Source organism: Pseudomonas sp. BP6, from assembly GCF_017875935.1.
In the GTDB taxonomy this organism is placed as follows: Bacteria; Pseudomonadota; Gammaproteobacteria; order Pseudomonadales; family Pseudomonadaceae; genus Aquipseudomonas; species Aquipseudomonas putida_Y.
This window is the reverse complement of the sequence record NZ_JAGINI010000001.1, coordinates 3,091,399-3,105,392: the sequence shown is the minus strand read 5'-3', so window position 1 is coordinate 3,105,392 and position 13,994 is coordinate 3,091,399. Positions and strand designations below refer to the sequence as shown.

At 60.0% G+C, this 13,994-nt stretch carries 15 protein-coding genes; 8 read left to right on the top strand and 7 right to left on the bottom strand.

The genetic code is table 11. The features are described 5' to 3' along the window. From J3A98_RS14155 to J3A98_RS14145, 3 genes are all read left to right on the top strand, one after another. Complete coding sequence (locus tag J3A98_RS14155) at positions 1-1,635, top strand: amidohydrolase (RefSeq protein WP_209966913.1); 1,635 nt, start codon at positions 1-3, stop codon at positions 1,633-1,635. A 138-nt stretch (positions 1,636-1,773) separates the two neighbouring features. Then, entirely contained in the window at positions 1,774-3,099 is a 1,326-nt protein-coding gene (locus J3A98_RS14150) for an alginate export family protein (RefSeq protein WP_209966911.1), read from the top strand. Between the two features lie 147 nt (positions 3,100-3,246). Continuing rightward, complete coding sequence (locus tag J3A98_RS14145; protein WP_209966909.1) at positions 3,247-4,566, top strand: APC family permease; 1,320 nt, start codon at positions 3,247-3,249, stop codon at positions 4,564-4,566. An 895-nt stretch (positions 4,567-5,461) separates the two neighbouring features. Here J3A98_RS14145 and J3A98_RS14140 read toward each other — a convergent pair. Further along, the gene (locus J3A98_RS14140) at positions 5,462-6,136 is read right to left on the bottom strand and encodes a polysaccharide lyase family 7 protein (RefSeq protein WP_209966907.1); all 675 of its coding nucleotides are present in this window, start codon (positions 6,134-6,136) and stop codon (positions 5,462-5,464) included. A gap of 233 nt (positions 6,137-6,369) precedes the next feature. Between J3A98_RS14140 and J3A98_RS14135 the strand changes: the two genes are divergently transcribed. Continuing rightward, entirely contained in the window at positions 6,370-6,693 is a 324-nt protein-coding gene (locus J3A98_RS14135; protein ID WP_021782105.1) for a DUF1654 domain-containing protein, read from the top strand. Between the two features lie 38 nt (positions 6,694-6,731). On the opposite strand, the gene J3A98_RS14130 is transcribed toward J3A98_RS14135, so the two are convergent. After that, the gene (locus J3A98_RS14130; RefSeq protein ID WP_209966905.1) at positions 6,732-7,556 is read right to left on the bottom strand and encodes a S24 family peptidase; all 825 of its coding nucleotides are present in this window, start codon (positions 7,554-7,556) and stop codon (positions 6,732-6,734) included. A 164-nt stretch (positions 7,557-7,720) separates the two neighbouring features. On the opposite strand from J3A98_RS14130, the gene J3A98_RS14125 reads away from it, so the two are divergent. After that, positions 7,721-8,059 carry a chemotaxis protein gene (locus J3A98_RS14125; RefSeq protein WP_209966903.1) on the top strand — a complete coding sequence of 113 codons (339 nt, stop codon included), beginning with the start codon at positions 7,721-7,723 and terminating at the stop codon, positions 8,057-8,059. 66 nt (positions 8,060-8,125) lie between these two features. Here J3A98_RS14125 and J3A98_RS14120 read toward each other — a convergent pair whose 3' ends face one another. Continuing rightward, on the bottom strand, positions 8,126-8,308 hold the full coding sequence (locus J3A98_RS14120; RefSeq protein WP_176682410.1) for a hypothetical protein: 183 nt from the start codon (positions 8,306-8,308) through the stop codon (positions 8,126-8,128). A 235-nt stretch (positions 8,309-8,543) separates the two neighbouring features. Between J3A98_RS14120 and J3A98_RS14115 the strand changes: the two genes are divergently transcribed. Continuing rightward, positions 8,544-9,365 (top strand): shikimate 5-dehydrogenase, encoded by an 822-nt coding sequence (locus J3A98_RS14115; protein WP_209966901.1) that lies wholly within the window; start codon positions 8,544-8,546, stop codon positions 9,363-9,365. Between the two features lie 59 nt (positions 9,366-9,424). Here the strand turns inward: J3A98_RS14115 and J3A98_RS14110 are convergent, their stop codons facing one another. The 3 genes from J3A98_RS14110 to J3A98_RS14100 form a co-directional block, all read right to left on the bottom strand. Beyond that, positions 9,425-9,667 (bottom strand): hypothetical protein, encoded by a 243-nt coding sequence (locus J3A98_RS14110; RefSeq protein WP_209966899.1) that lies wholly within the window; start codon positions 9,665-9,667, stop codon positions 9,425-9,427. A gap of 97 nt (positions 9,668-9,764) precedes the next feature. Next, entirely contained in the window at positions 9,765-10,292 is a 528-nt protein-coding gene (gloA, locus tag J3A98_RS14105) for a lactoylglutathione lyase (RefSeq protein ID WP_209966897.1), read from the bottom strand. A 224-nt stretch (positions 10,293-10,516) separates the two neighbouring features. Then, complete coding sequence (locus tag J3A98_RS14100; RefSeq protein WP_209966895.1) at positions 10,517-10,876, bottom strand: histone-like nucleoid-structuring protein, MvaT/MvaU family; 360 nt, start codon at positions 10,874-10,876, stop codon at positions 10,517-10,519. Positions 10,877-11,237: 361 nt separating this feature from the next. On the opposite strand from J3A98_RS14100, the gene J3A98_RS14095 reads away from it, so the two are divergent. Further along, positions 11,238-12,527, top strand: coding sequence for an OprD family porin (locus tag J3A98_RS14095; RefSeq protein WP_209966893.1), 1,290 nt, complete (start codon positions 11,238-11,240; stop codon positions 12,525-12,527). 67 nt (positions 12,528-12,594) lie between these two features. After that, complete coding sequence (gene cobF, locus J3A98_RS14090; RefSeq protein ID WP_209966891.1) at positions 12,595-13,344, top strand: precorrin-6A synthase (deacetylating); 750 nt, start codon at positions 12,595-12,597, stop codon at positions 13,342-13,344. 69 nt (positions 13,345-13,413) lie between these two features. Here the strand turns inward: cobF and J3A98_RS14085 are convergent, their stop codons facing one another. Next, on the bottom strand, positions 13,414-13,764 hold the full coding sequence (locus J3A98_RS14085; protein WP_176682415.1) for a response regulator: 351 nt from the start codon (positions 13,762-13,764) through the stop codon (positions 13,414-13,416). Positions 13,765-13,994: the final 230 nt, after the last annotated feature.

Genomic DNA, 13,994 nt, shown 5'->3' with positions numbered 1-13,994 from the left:
ATGACTATCGCTGCAGACTTGATCATCACCCACGCTGACATCCATACCATGGACCCGGACCTGCCCAGGGCCCAGGCCCTTGCCGTGCACCAGGGGCGCATCGTCGCAGTGGGTGCCAACGCAGACATCGAACACATGGCCGGGGCCGATACCCGCCGCATCAACGCACAGGGGCGGCTGATGCTGCCCGGCCTGCAAGACACCCACGTGCACTTTCAGCTGAGCAGCGCCGACCTCTATCACAATGCCGCGCTCTACACTGCGACCACCCTGGATGAACTGCTGGGCTGTATCCGCGCGTTCGCCGAGCGCCATCCGGACAAGACCTGGATTCGCGGCGTCGGCTTTTCCTCGAGCCTGTTCGGCCCGGACGTGCTCACCAAGGAACTGCTCGACAGTGTGACGGGCGGTCGCCCGGCGCTGATGCTCGCCAACGACTACCACAATGGCTGGGCCAACAGCGCAGCCTTCGAGATTGCCGGTGTGCAGCCGGGTAGCGCTGAACCACAGAACGGCAGTTATGTGCGCAACGCCGACGGTACGCCCAAGGGGTGGCTCTTGGAGGATGCGATCTGGGCAATGAACCGTATCGCACCCGGGTACACGGACGACGAATACCTGGAGGCCATGCAGCACTACAGCAAGGAATTCAACCGTCGGGGTATCACTGGCGTGCTGGACGCCATGGTCAGCCGCAACTACATGAAGAACTACCAGGCGTCTTATGAACGCGGTGACCTGACGCTGCGCGTACGTGCCACCTCCAAGGTCTTCGCGCACAAGCCGCTGGACGAACAGCTTCGCGAACTCCAGGACCTTCGCGACACCTACCAGGGTGACCGGGTAAGCATGCACTCGGCCAAGTTCTTCCTCGACGGCGTGCTGGAAAGTGGCACGGCGGTGTTCCTGGAGCCGCGAAGCGACACAGGTGGCAACGCCGAACTGATGTTCACCCAGGCACAGGTCAACGAGTACTTCGCCGCCTTCGACCGGGAGAAGTTCCAGTTGCACGTGCACACCATCGGCGACGGGGCCGTGCGCGCCGCCGTGGACGGGATCGACTATGCCCGCCAACGGAATGGCAAATGGGATTCGCGTCACCAGCTCGCCCACCTGCAAGTGGTGTCCCCGGTCGACATCCCCCGCTTTACCACCCTGGACATCCTGGCCAATTTCCAGCCTTTGTGGGCCCAGCCACAACCTGAAGCCGACGCCATCGCCCACGCCATGCTCGGTGAGCAACGCAGCCAGTGGATCTTCCCCATCGGTGCGTTCGTGCGCAAAGGCGTGACCTGCATGATGAGCAGCGACTGGGGCGTGAGCACCTACGACCCGTTCCAGATCCTGCAATCGGCAGTCACCCGCCAGGCGCTCGATGCAGGCCCCGACGACCCGGTGCACAACCCGCAGCACCGCATCAGCATTGAGGATGCGCTGCGTGGTTACACCATCAATGCTGCCCATGCCGCCTGGCGGGACGACTGTACCGGCAGCCTCAGCGTAGGCAAGTACGCCGACCTGATCGTGCTTGACCGCAACCTGTTTGAAATCGCGCCCGGCGAGATCGCCCAGACCCAGGTGTTGCTCACCCTGCTGGAAGGCCAGGAAGTCCATCGAGACCCAGGCTTGGGCTGACGGGCCGCCCCGCAACGGGGCGAAAGACGCCACGCACACCACCCCCGTCTCGTTCCGGGCCTACAGGCCCCGGAGGGGGAAGTGCGCGCGCGGTGCCGGGTTTGTCATTACAACAAGAAGAAATCGGGAGCACTCAGCATGTCCTTCATCACCCAGGTACGGGCGCTTTCGGCGCTTGGCGCCTTACTCAGCCCCTGCGCCTTTGCCGGCTATGCCTTCGAGGCTGGTGACATCAAAGGGGAAGCAACACTGGCCGCAGGCGTAGCCAGCATCAGCGCCAGCAACGTCAATTTCGGTGCCGGGCGCGTGGACCTGCGCAATGGCCGCAACACCGGCGAGCGAGCTGTCTGGCAGGAGATGTACCTGAAACCCGGCGCCACCCTGCGCTATGAAATCGGCCCGGATCTTGAAGTGTTCGGCGGCGCCTCATCGGTGGGGGCCGCTACCTTTGGCGACGGCGACGCGGGCGGCTACACCCGCAGCTCCGATCATGGGCTGGCCATCGAAGCCTTCTATGGCGGCGTGCGCAACGGCGACTGGTCGTTCAGCGCCGGGCGCCAGGACTACAAGGTCGGCACCGGTTTCATCGTCATGGACGGCAACCTCGACCTCTTCGACGATGCCGCTTACTGGATTGGCCCACGCACAGCGTTTCGCGACTCCGCCCTGCTGGGCTATGGCCACGGCCCGCTCAGCGCCCAGGCATTCAGCTTGCGCACGGATGACGACCTGGGTGACTTTCGCATGAACGGCCTGAATATCGACTATGGCGTGGCCGATACGGTAACCCTGGGTGCCATGGCGATGAAGGTCAACGCCCTGGCACGTAAGGCCGACAGGTTGACCCCGCGTGAGGGCATGCAGGTGTACAACCTGCGGGCGCTGCAAGGCAAGGTGCCGTTGCTGGACGACCTTACGCTGCACGGTGAATACGCCGTCCAGCGTGGTGCGGGCGACGGTGTCGACTACGACGCCAGCGCCTGGTACGCCCAGGCAGACTATGCCTTTTCTGCGGTGCCCCTGCAGCCATTGCTGAGCTATCGCCATGCCGCCTTCTCCGGCGACGACGAGCCGAGCGACAACAAGCAGAAAGCCTGGGATCCGCTCAGCAAAGGCTATGTCGACTGGGGTACCTGGTTGATTGGCGATGTCGTCGGTAACTACCTGCTGTTCAACAGCAACGAACGCGTAAGCCAGTGGACGCTGCGAACCCACCTGTCACCCACCGTCAACCTGGGGGGGATTCATTACCAGTTCAGCCTGGATGAAAAGGTGCTCAACGGCGGGCCCGTCAGCGATCGGCGCTTTGCCGACGAAAACGTGGTGTTCGTCGAATGGACCCCGACAGCCAGTATTTACACCAGCGTGTCCTACAGCTGGGTCAAGCCCCTTGCCGCCGCCCGCGAGACCTACGGCAACGACGATTTCAGCGCATTCGAGATGTTCGTCTCCTACCGCTATTGACCGAAACCTGAAGGTGGGTGCGGCCCAGACCGGCTGCATCCTGCTTCATCAACAACAGGAACACCACCGTGATCAATGCAGCTACCGGGGCCCGCAAGGCGCTCCTCTTCGCCGTCCCTCTGTTCATGCTTGAAAGGGAGCTTTGACATGGCCGACAAACCCGCCAAGTTGACCGCCAGCCTCGGCCTGACTTCGTTAGTGCTGTTCGGTCTGGCCTACATGGCGCCTAGCCTGGTGCTGGTCATTTTCGGTGTCATAGCCCAGGGCAGCGCCGGCACGGCGCCTACCGCCTTCCTGCTGGCTACCGGCGCCATGCTGTTGTCGGCATTGAGCTACGCCAAGATGGCCAGGCTGTTTCCCGTTTCCGGATCCGCCTATTTCTACGCCCGGCAAATGCTGGGCGGTCAATTGGGGTTTCTGGTCGGCTGGCTCGTGTTGCTGGACTATCTGTTCATGCCCATGGTCGCCTGGTTGGTACAATCGGTTTTTCTCAATGTGCAATTCCCTGGCATACCGTTCTGGGGCTGGATGTTGGTAAACATTGGCCTGACCACGCTGGTGAACGTCCTTGGGCTTAGCCTTGCCGACCGGACAAACAAATTGCTGACAGGGCTGGGCATCGCCCTTGTGTTGCTGTTTGTGGTGTTGTGCGTTATCCACCTGGTCCATCAGTCTCCGGTGGCACTGACCGCGCCACTCTGGAACGCCAGTAGCACCTTCCTTGGTGTGTCGGCAGCGGCGGCCGTGGCGGCCTATTCCTATCTGGGTTTCGATGCGGTCACAACAATGGCCGAGGAAACTCGCGACGCGAAGCGCAACATCCCGCGAGCCGTGGTGCTGGTGATGGCAACGGCAGGCCTGCTGTTTGCGTTGGTGGCGTACATTATGCAACTGGTCCATCCCGGCGGCGTCTTCGAAGATGCCCAGATCGCTGCTTATCTCATGTCCGTCGAAGTGGGCGGGCAGATATTTGCGGATTGGCTGAACCTCGGTTTGATCATCTCCGGGTTCGCTTCGGGCCTCATCGTGCAACTCAGTACCAGCCGCCTGCTTTACTTCATGGGCCGGGCCGACATACTGCCCAAGAAATTCTTCGGCACGCTCAGCCCGAAGACCCAGGCTCCGGTGTTCAACCTGCTGTTCACCGCCGTAATCGGACTGCTGGGTTTGAACCTCACGCTCGAAATGGCGACCTCCTTCATCAACTTCGGTGCCTTCCTTGGGTTCACCGCAGTGAACCTGTGCGTCATCTGCTACTTCTACCGCGCTCGTCGGCGCCAGAGCCTCGGGCTTGTGAGTTATCTGTTGTTTCCACTGCTGGGCATGTGCGTAAACCTGTATCTGGTGAGCCAGCTGAGTGCGACCGCGATCGTCATTGGACTCTGTTGGCTTACCCTCGGCGTGATCTATCTCACCTGGCTGACACGAGGTTTCCGCCAGCCTGCACCCGACCTTCGGTCGTGGTGACACCACGGGCATTCGATGTTCAGTCCACGGCTTATGCTGGGTAAGTTGTTAATGGGTGAAACGTCCGCTTCTGGCCGATTGCTGCCCTTCGCGAGAGACAGCTATGGGTCGACAGCGGACTGTGGGAGGTGGCTGTAGCTGACGAACCAGGATGGATCTTGGTTGGCTGAACGCCTGGATGGGGGAATAGAGCTGTCTAAAACCGCCCGAAAGCGTCTCGGTTTTATTGGGCCAAAGTCGCTGAAACTGGCTGAACCCGATTAGACAGGCCAGATGCTCAGGCCGCTTGCGGTGCGGTCTGAGGCTAGATTCCCACGCTACTGCTGCATTGCCGGGATGTGCTGGATGGACGTACAGCCGGCGCGTACCAATTTTTGTACCAATGGCTATGTTTTTGAGTGGGATGCAGTGTAGCGAAAGGTCCCGGTATTGAGGTTCTCGCCCGTGTCCGGTGATCTGATATAAAACCTTTCTGGACAGGGTAAGCGCACACTTGATGTAGCTCAGAGCTTCTGAGCATTGAGAGGTGCGTATGACCATAGATAGGGATGGAATGGATTGTGATCAGCAGGCTATCAGGCCGGCTGAAAACAATGGTCCGCCAGGCGGTCAAGACTCGGAAGGTAAAAGGGAGCAGCCCGAGGATCGCGACGATTCCGCACATAATCGGCCCTTTCGAGGCAGGCAGAGACCAGGCCCGCCGGACCCATCGCGGGCATCCAATGCCGAGCGTTATAGTTATCACAAGCGCCCACTGGAGTAACTGCCAGTACAGTGTGTAAAGGCTGGCGGAAGTACTGTTCAGCCCAGCTGATAGAAGCCCAGCCCCGCGCTGGGCTTTTTGCATTCATGCGACGCCATGAGGGCTTGTGCTAGCAGGGCTGGGCATCGACGTTCAGCGGTGGATGAGCAAGAGCTCGCTGATGATGCAGATCGAGCCGTCCTCGGCGGGTGTTGCGTCGGTGTAATCGACCTGGTTGTAGACCCCGCCGTGGAACTCGAACAGGTGTGAAGCCCAGGTGCTGTCGAGCTGCAAATTGCCCGACGAGGCGGTTACCCCGTTGCATTCGGCCGTCACGGTTACCACGCCTTCAGACGTGGTGTGAAGGCTGATGTGGAACGTCGCACCCAGTGGCACCCCCTTCAGGACTGTGGAATTCACCGGGTCGGTCTGGTTGAAGGTTCGCCGAAACCCCAGGGTGATGTTGCCCTTGTTCCAGAACACCTTTACCGGCGGGCCGTCATCCCCGCGTACGTGCATCTGGGCAATGACCACCTTCTGCGCCGAGTTGACCTTGGTCAGCGTCATGGTCTGGCGATTCCAGTGATTCTGGGTGCTAGCCAGCGTCCAGTCCTGCGTTTCTGTCCATTCGCAGCGTGTCCTGTGGGTGCTTTTGCTCGAAGCACCTTTGGTGGGGGCTGAGAACTGGATCGAGCCATCGCTGAGCACCGTCACGATGCTGGGAAAGCGGGCAATCGCTTCAGCACCGTTTAGCTCCAGAGCAACGGGATTGGTTGAGGAGACGGCTACCGGTGTGGCAATGGTGAGGTTGCTGATATCTACGGCCATGGGGAGCTCCTGGCGAAAGGGTTTGAGTGGTAGAGCAGCCGTGCAAATGGCGGCCGAACACAAAGTTATCTCACAGCTAAAATCAAATCAATAGCTTTCGGCTAAATTAATTTCGCTTTGGGGGATGTTACCTATTGGCGAAATTTTTCGCGGTGGGGGCTTTACGCTGTATTTGGCGGTGAGATAAGCTTTCGTCGAGCACTGTACGAATATACAGCTATCAGGATAAGAATATGTCTAGGCACATGCAGTCGGAACCTCAACAGCGCCAGGAAATGACTGGAATAGAGCGGCTTAGCCTGCGGGTATCGTCAATGATCAACCACCCGCTCGCGCAGACGCAGCGTTGGGTAGTGGTGCACCGCCTGGATAACGACGGTGAAGCGGAATGGGAGGAGGTGATGGGCCAACTGCGGGAGACGCCCGAGTTGCAGCTGACGTTCAATGATGACGCTAGCGTGACGGTGCGATGGGCGCGCAGCAGCGTGGAAGAGCGTGATGATTTTGTCGTCGAGCGCGACTGCGAGGTGCAGGTCGAGGAGGCGGCTCCTTTCTGAACTTCAGCAAAAGCCCGCCGGTCAGGGCGGGCTTCGGTTTATACCAGGTGGGCATTCCACACCAGGAGGACCCTGGCCTGTATGTAGGTCTCTTCCCGACGAATCATGCGGTCTTTGTGCCGCGAGTTGTCGGAGATCATCTCGAAGTGGTCCTCGTCCGCGATCTGTAGCCGCTTGATGTAGATGTGGTCGCCCCAGGAAAAGAAGTAGATGCCATCGCCGACGAATTCGCGGATGCTGACGTCGACGATCAGCGGGTCGCGGTGCCTGATGGTCGGCTCCATCGACTGACCCCAGCCGGTCACCATCTTCAGGTGATGGTGCTCGCTGAACTCCACGCCCAGCTCGCGCAGGTGGCTGGGGCTGACGCGAACGTCCTTGAACATCTCGGGGTAGTCGTGGGGGATCTGGCCGCCGCCCATGGCGGCCCGCACGTCATAGTGGGCAATCCACACTTCGTCACCGACCAGGCCGGGGCGAAGCGGCTCGGCTTTCAGCAGCGTGGCATCTGCAGGCTCTTGCGCAGCTGCCAGCAGCCTTTGCCGGGTTTCTTCAGAGATACCTTTGCCGCTTCGGGCAAGCATCTGCTTGACCAGGTCGGCTGCGGAGAGCTTGTTGTCACCTGGCTCGACTGCTGCTTGCACGTGTTCGCCTGGCGACAGTGCGTCGAACCAGCCCCGTGGCAAGCCTTCGATGCCCTCGATGCGGCGGGCCACGTCATCGCCCAGGTTTTTCACGGTCTTGTCGGAAAGAATCTGGCTCAGGTGTGCAGGCGCCATCCCCCAGCGCTCTGCGCAGGTGCCCTTTCTCTGGCTGCCGATCAGTTTCACCAGGTTGTGCTTGCGGATTTGGTAGATGTCCATGGGGTGAAGCATGCCAGTGTTTAGCTTGCTGCTAAATGTGCGCACGGCTAAATCTGTCCTTGTAGTGTTATTAGCTGTAGGCTAAATTAAACGCGCGAACAAGAAAAGCCATCGAGACATTTTTCTCCAGGGCTGATCACATCATCATCTGTAATGAGGTTCACATGGATCCGACCGACCTCGGCCCGGGCACCGTCACTTGGTTGGGCGGTACGGGGACTGTACTGCTAGGTGCGTTTCTTTGGCTGCGCAAGTGGTTGTCCCGCGATGCAGTCGACCGTGCGATGGACAATGCTGAGATTGCAGTCATTCGCCGTCTGACAGAACTCCTGGATATCGAACGGGACGCCCGAAGGGAGGCGCAGGCAAAAGCTGATCTGCTGACCAAGGAACGAGACGAGCTGGTGATGACCGTGGGCCGGCTGCAAGGCAAGGTCATGGTGCTGACCAATCAGTTGGGCAGTAGCGGCCAAACACGAGGTGGCAACCCTGGCAATTCGTGAACAAAAAAAAGCCCGCCAGTTTGGCGGGCAACAAGGGCGTAGGGAGCAACGCACAATAAATTCGGGTCAGGCAGCCAAGGTGCCTGGTTGCAACTGTTCGGCCAGTGCCCGGGCTGAGGCGAGCGTCGGCATCGGGCCGCTGACGGCTTCGCCGTTGCGAACCAGGTACCAGCACGCCAGCAGGCCCTGCTCACGCAGTGAGGTGGGAACGGCGCTACCGACAACGGACATGATCTGGATAGTGGCCATGGGGACCTCCTGTGAAACATGGCTCCACCATACGCAGCAGCCGGGGCAGTTTGAAATCAACTTCCTCGATAGTGATCATTGCTCCTATCAACCGTTACCACGTTCGGGCCTTGTTACTTTGACTCCGTTCTCTGTCAACCGAGCACAGGGAAACGGTAAAGGTTGTGTAAGGGACGACCAGTGGCTGACTCTGTTACGCTGAATAAACGTTTCAGTCATGACTAAGGAGCCTGTTATGCCGACAACTCCAAGCCGGGACACCGTGCTTTGCATCTCTCTGGCCGGTCGCCCGGGGACCTTCGGCGTGCGCTTTCACAACCACCTGTACCAGCAGCTGGGCCTGGACTTCTACTACAAGGCCATGCGCACCGATGACCTGCCGGCGGCGGTGGCAGGGATCCGCGCTTTGGGTATTCGCGGCTGTGGGGTGTCGATGCCCTACAAGGAAGCCTGCATGGCTTTGGTCGATGAAATCGATCCCTCGGCGGCGGCCATCGAGTCGGTCAATACCCTTGTCAACTGCAATGGCCGCCTGAAGGCTTACAACACCGATTACCTGGCCGTGCGCCAATTGCTGGTGCAGCACCAGGTCGATCCGGGCACTGCGTTTGCCCTTAGAGGCAGCGGCGGCATGGCCAAGGCCGTGGCCAGCGCCTTGCGCGATGCCGGCTTTGCCGAAGGCATTATCGTTGCACGCAACGAGCAGGCCGGGCGCCAGTTGGCGGATGTCTGTGGTTATCGCTGGGTGCCTGAGCCAGGCGACCTCTGCCCGCCGATGCTGGTAAACGTGACGCCGATCGGTATGGCAGGCGGGCAGGAGGCAGATGAGCTGGCGTTTCCCGAGCACGCCATCGCGGCGGCGGAGCGGGTGTTCGATGTGGTGGCGATGCCGGCGCAGACGCCGCTGATTCGCCGGGCTCAGGCGTTGGGCAAGCCGGTGATCACTGGGCTGGAGGTCATTGCGTTGCAGGCGCTGGAACAGTTCGTGTTGTACACCGGGGTAAGGCCGACGCAGGAGCAGGTGGATGCGGCTGTGGCGTACGCGCAGGCTACCTAGTTGGCCCAGCCCAGCCCCCTTCACGGCTTTAGCTGCGAAGGGGGCTGGCGAAACCAGGGTCAGAACACCTTGTTCCCGCCATCGAGCTGCTTGTCGACCAGTGCACGGCCATGGGCCAGTGACACATGCTGCGCATTCTCAAGGTCGGAGAAGAACTGCATTGGCATCGACATGCGCTTGCTGCTGTGCCCGTCAGGTGCCGTGATAAGGCAGCCGGCGGCATAGGGCAGGGGTGAGTCGGGGTGGGGCATCACGCTGGCGGTGATGGTGTGCTCGCGGTATTCACAGTGAAGAGATTGCATCGTTCTTACCTCGCTGTGGCATGTGAAGCAGTTACCTTCATATACCACAGCAAGAGGCCGGGAGTTCCCGGCCCGACGAGCGCGCCGCGACGAACGCTCAGCCTTTGAGCTCGGTTGGCTGGATCACTTCGACCCAGTAACCGTCCGGGTCCTTGATGAAGGCCAGGTGGTTCATGCGCCCGTCTTGCAGGCGTTTCTGGAACGGTACTTCCAGTTCCTCGAAGCGCGCGCAAGCGGCACGTACGTCGGGTACCGAAATGCAGATATGGCCAAAGCCGCGCGGGTCGGTGTTGCCATTGTGGTAGGCGAACTCGGCATCGTTTTCGGTGCCATGGTTGTGGGTCAACTCCAGCACGCCAGGGATCGACTTCATCCACTGGTGGCGGGCGTTGTCATCAGCGGGGATCTGTGCCGGGTCGACCAGGGCCAGGAAGTACAGGCTGAAAGCGGCTTCAGGGAAGTCACGCTTGTCCACCAGGCGGAAGCCCAGCACGCGGGTGTAGAAGTCCAGCGACTTCTCGATGTCCTTGACCCGCAGCATGGTGTGGTTGAAGACGAACTGGGCGGTGGCGGCGTCAGGTTGTGCGGTGACGCCAGGCAGGGTTTGCAGATCGTGCAGGCTCATGGGAACTCCTGAGACGGGGCCGGGCGCAAGGCGCCGGCAAAACAGACAGGCTGGCCATGATACGGCAGTGCGACGATTGCGCAAATGAAAGCGCCCTGCAAAGGCAGGGCGCTGAAATTAGAGGCCCGCATGTGCGGGCGCGTGATGGGGTCGCTAATCCTTTAGCTGTTTCGATACTGAGCCAGTCCTTGTGAAAAAAGTGTGAAGCCTGTGTGCACATTTCATCAGCGTACCCAGCTTTCTACCGTGGCGGCCCCATACTGTTCTTTCCAGGCTTTGAGGCCGCGGTGGTTGCCGCCTTTGGTCTCGATTCGCTCGCCAGTGTGCGGGTTCTGATAGACCTTGACCACCCGCGGGCGGCGTTGTTGCTTGGGCGGTGTGCTGGAAGTGCGGGTCACAGCCTTCGGGTCGAGGATGGCGATGATATCGCGCAGGCTCTTGTCATAGCTTTTCATCAGGCCGACTAGTTTCTGCTCGAATTCGATTTCGCGTTTGAGGCCGGCATCCTTTTTCAACGCTTCCAGTTGCGCCATCTGTTCCTGGAGCGCTTTTTCGGCAGCACGAAACTCTGCAAGTCTGGACACTGTAATCACTCCTGTACGTCAGTCGTGGCAGGGCGTGACGAACATTGAAGAAGAGTAAAAACGCCGGCCACGCAGGTGGGTTCCACTGTTCGCTGATATCGAGTGTAGTCATTCATGGCTACTGGGTAAACTGCTAACTTTTTGTAAGTAAGCCGGGAACTTTCCCAGTTTTGCGGGCGATATTTGGCAGGTTTTCTGCGGTTGCGCGACCAGATGCCTAGACCATGGTCCAATGGCCCGCACCAGAGCCTTTGCGCGATCATTTCAGATGATGGCCGACTCATGTTCGGACCTCCCGCAGTGCCGTGGCCAGCCCGTGCCACAGGTTGTTAACTCGTCTTCATTCTGGATGTTTCCTCGCATGTTTTCCCCTTTCCCCCTCGCTCCCGGGCGCCGTGTTACCGGCCTGTTTCTATTGTGTGCCGGTGTCAACGCCCAGGCTGCCGGGTTTCTTGAAGACAGCAGTGCCAGGGTCGAAGCACGCAATGTCTATTTCAACCGGGACTTCCGGGACGGTTACAGCAGTTCCAGTCAGGGCGCATCCAGGCGCGAAGAGTGGGCACAAGGCTTCATCCTCAATGTGCAATCGGGTTATACGCAAGGCCCGGTAGGTTTCGGTGTGGATGCGCTGGGCATGTTCGGCTTCAAACTGGATTCCAGCCCGGCCGACAGTAACAGTGGGTTGCTGCCCTCGTCCGGTCACGATCCCCGGCACTCGGCCGACCAGTATGCGAAGATGGGCCTGGCGGCCAAGGTCAAGGTCTCCAGTACTGTGCTGAAGTACGGCTCAATGATGCCGGATGTGCCGTTGCTCAAGTACAACGATGGCCGTCTGCTCCCGACCCTGTTCCAGGGTGCCATGCTCACCTCCGAAGAACTGCACGACCTGAAGTTCACCCTGGCTCGCCTGGACAAATACACGGCTCGGGATTCCACCGACCGCCAGGACATCCGCGTGCATTGCAAGAACAAGCGTTATGCTTGCGGTACCGAAGCCGACCACTTCGACTTGGCCGGTGTCGACTATCGCTTCAACGAGCGTTTCGGCGCCCAGTACCAAGTGGCCAAACTGGAGAATATCTACCGTCAGCACTTCTTCGGTCTGGTGGCCAGTCAACCGCTGGCGGTGGGCAGCCTGTCGGCTGACTTACGGCTGATCAAAAGTGATGACATCGGCAATGCCCGTGCGGGCGAAATCGACCATCGCGCCTTCAGCGGCATGCTTGGCTACAGCCTCGGTGGCCACAAGATCAGCGCCGGCTGGCAGCGCATGTATGGCAACAGCGCCATGCCGTACCTGGATGGCAGCAACCCGTACCTGGTCAACTACGCCCAGGTCAATGATTTCGCCGCTGCCCAGGAGCGCTCCTGGCAAGTACGCTATGACTACGACTTCAAGGCGCTGGGTGTGCCCGGCCTGACCTTCTTCACCCGTTACATCAACGGTGACAATATCAAGGTGCCGGGCAGCCGTGCCGAAGGCAAGGAGTGGGAGCGCGACACCGAGTTCAAGTACCAGGTACAAAGTGGCACTTTCAAGGATGTCAGCGTACGCCTGCGTAATTCCACTTACCGCAGCAACTATGAAAGGTGGGCGCGTGACATGGATGAGACGCGGGTCATTGTCAGCTACAACTTCTCGATCTTCTAAGCGGCCGCTTTGCCAAATACCGGTAGCCGCCTGACAATAGAGGTGGGTTTGCGCAAAGGGCAGGGCAATGAAAGACCTGTTGTTGATCGGCATCGGCGCGGGTGACCCGCGCCAGGTCACCTATGAAGCGGTCGATGCGCTGCGCAGTGCCAGCGTGTTCTTCGTGCTCGACAAGGGCGACGACAAAGATGAACTGGTGCACCTGCGCAAAGCCATTCTGCAGCGCTATCGCCCCGAAGGTGGTTATCGCCTGGTGCCGGTGGTCGACCCGTTGCGCGATGTGCAGGCGGAGGACTACCTGGGTGCGGTGCAGAGCTGGCACCGGCGGCGTGCTGCGCTGTATGCGCGCCTGATCGAGGAGGAAATTGGCGACGGGGAAACGGGTGCCTTCCTGCTGTGGGGCGAGCCCACCCTGTACGACAGCACCCTGCGTATCCTCGACCTGGTCCGCGAGCGCGGCGTGACGCTGCGTTTGCAGGTCATTCCTGGCATCAGCAGTGTGCAGGCGCTGGCGGCGCGGCACCAGGTGCCGCTCAACCGCATCGGCGAGCCCCTGACTGTGCTGCCGGGGCGACGCCTGGCCGGGCAGGGGCCTATCGACAATGTGGTGGTGATGCTCGACGGGCAGTGCGCCTTTGCCGGGCTCGATGACCCGGCGTTGACCATCTATTGGGGGGCGTACCTGGGGACCGAGGATGAAGTGCTGATTGCCGGGCCGTTGCAGGCAGTCAAGGCACAGATACTGGAAGTGCGTGAGCGGGAGCGGGCGCGCAAGGGGTGGATCATGGATACCTATCTGCTGCGCAGAGCGCTGTGAGGTGGGTTGCCTGTGTCGGCCTCTTCGCGGGCAAGCCCGCTCCTACGAGCGAAACAGGCGACACCGTGCTCAAGGGTTACCCAGAATACCCACCACCGTGTCCCGCAACTTGTCGATGCTGAACGGCTTGCCGATCAGGTGCATGCCCTCCGGTACATTGAAACTGTCGGCATAGCCGCTGGCGAACAGCACCGGTAATAGTGGCCGCAGTTCGCGCGCTTTGCCCGCCAGCACTTCACCTCGCATGTCCGGCAGCCCTACATCGGTCATCATCAGTGCCAGCGCTTGGTCCGGATCCTCGAGTACCCGCAGGGCGGCTGCGGCGTCTTCTGCCTCGATGACCTTGTAGCCCAACTCGTCGAGCACTTCGACCATCAGCATGCGTACGATGTCGTCGTCTTCGACTACCAGAAGGTGCATGGTTCAAATCCTGTACAAATGAGTGTCTTTAATCTGTGCACCGCGCGGCATCAGAAGTTCCCGAGGATACCGCTCCATGCAAACAGATGGAACGATTGCCGAACGCAACCTTCAAATACTGGCTTAATGCCCTGCCAGACCTGTCAAAGCTGGTTAGACTCGCTTATCAGGACAGCGCAGTGGCAGATAACAATAACGACTGACCGGCCACTCTTTTCAATGGACTTTTC

Bases quoted from the DNA above. Each gene is read 5' to 3' on its own strand.
- J3A98_RS14155 (WP_209966913.1), top strand. From the start codon at position 1: ATGACTATCGCTGCAGACTTGATCATCACCCACGCTGACATCCATACC.
- J3A98_RS14150 (WP_209966911.1), top strand. From the start codon at position 1,774: ATGTCCTTCATCACCCAGGTACGGGCGCTTTCGGCGCTTGGCGCCTTA.
- J3A98_RS14145 (WP_209966909.1), top strand. From the start codon at position 3,247: ATGGCCGACAAACCCGCCAAGTTGACCGCCAGCCTCGGCCTGACTTCG.
- J3A98_RS14140 (WP_209966907.1), bottom strand. From the start codon at position 6,136: ATGGCCGTAGATATCAGCAACCTCACCATTGCCACACCGGTAGCCGTC.
- J3A98_RS14135 (WP_021782105.1), top strand. From the start codon at position 6,370: ATGTCTAGGCACATGCAGTCGGAACCTCAACAGCGCCAGGAAATGACT.
- J3A98_RS14130 (WP_209966905.1), bottom strand. From the start codon at position 7,556: ATGGACATCTACCAAATCCGCAAGCACAACCTGGTGAAACTGATCGGC.
- J3A98_RS14125 (WP_209966903.1), top strand. From the start codon at position 7,721: ATGGATCCGACCGACCTCGGCCCGGGCACCGTCACTTGGTTGGGCGGT.
- J3A98_RS14120 (WP_176682410.1), bottom strand. From the start codon at position 8,308: ATGGCCACTATCCAGATCATGTCCGTTGTCGGTAGCGCCGTTCCCACC.
- J3A98_RS14115 (WP_209966901.1), top strand. From the start codon at position 8,544: ATGCCGACAACTCCAAGCCGGGACACCGTGCTTTGCATCTCTCTGGCC.
- J3A98_RS14110 (WP_209966899.1), bottom strand. From the start codon at position 9,667: ATGCAATCTCTTCACTGTGAATACCGCGAGCACACCATCACCGCCAGC.
- gloA (WP_209966897.1), bottom strand. From the start codon at position 10,292: ATGAGCCTGCACGATCTGCAAACCCTGCCTGGCGTCACCGCACAACCT.
- J3A98_RS14095 (WP_209966893.1), top strand. From the start codon at position 11,238: ATGTTTTCCCCTTTCCCCCTCGCTCCCGGGCGCCGTGTTACCGGCCTG.
- cobF (WP_209966891.1), top strand. From the start codon at position 12,595: ATGAAAGACCTGTTGTTGATCGGCATCGGCGCGGGTGACCCGCGCCAG.
- J3A98_RS14085 (WP_176682415.1), bottom strand. From the start codon at position 13,764: ATGCACCTTCTGGTAGTCGAAGACGACGACATCGTACGCATGCTGATG.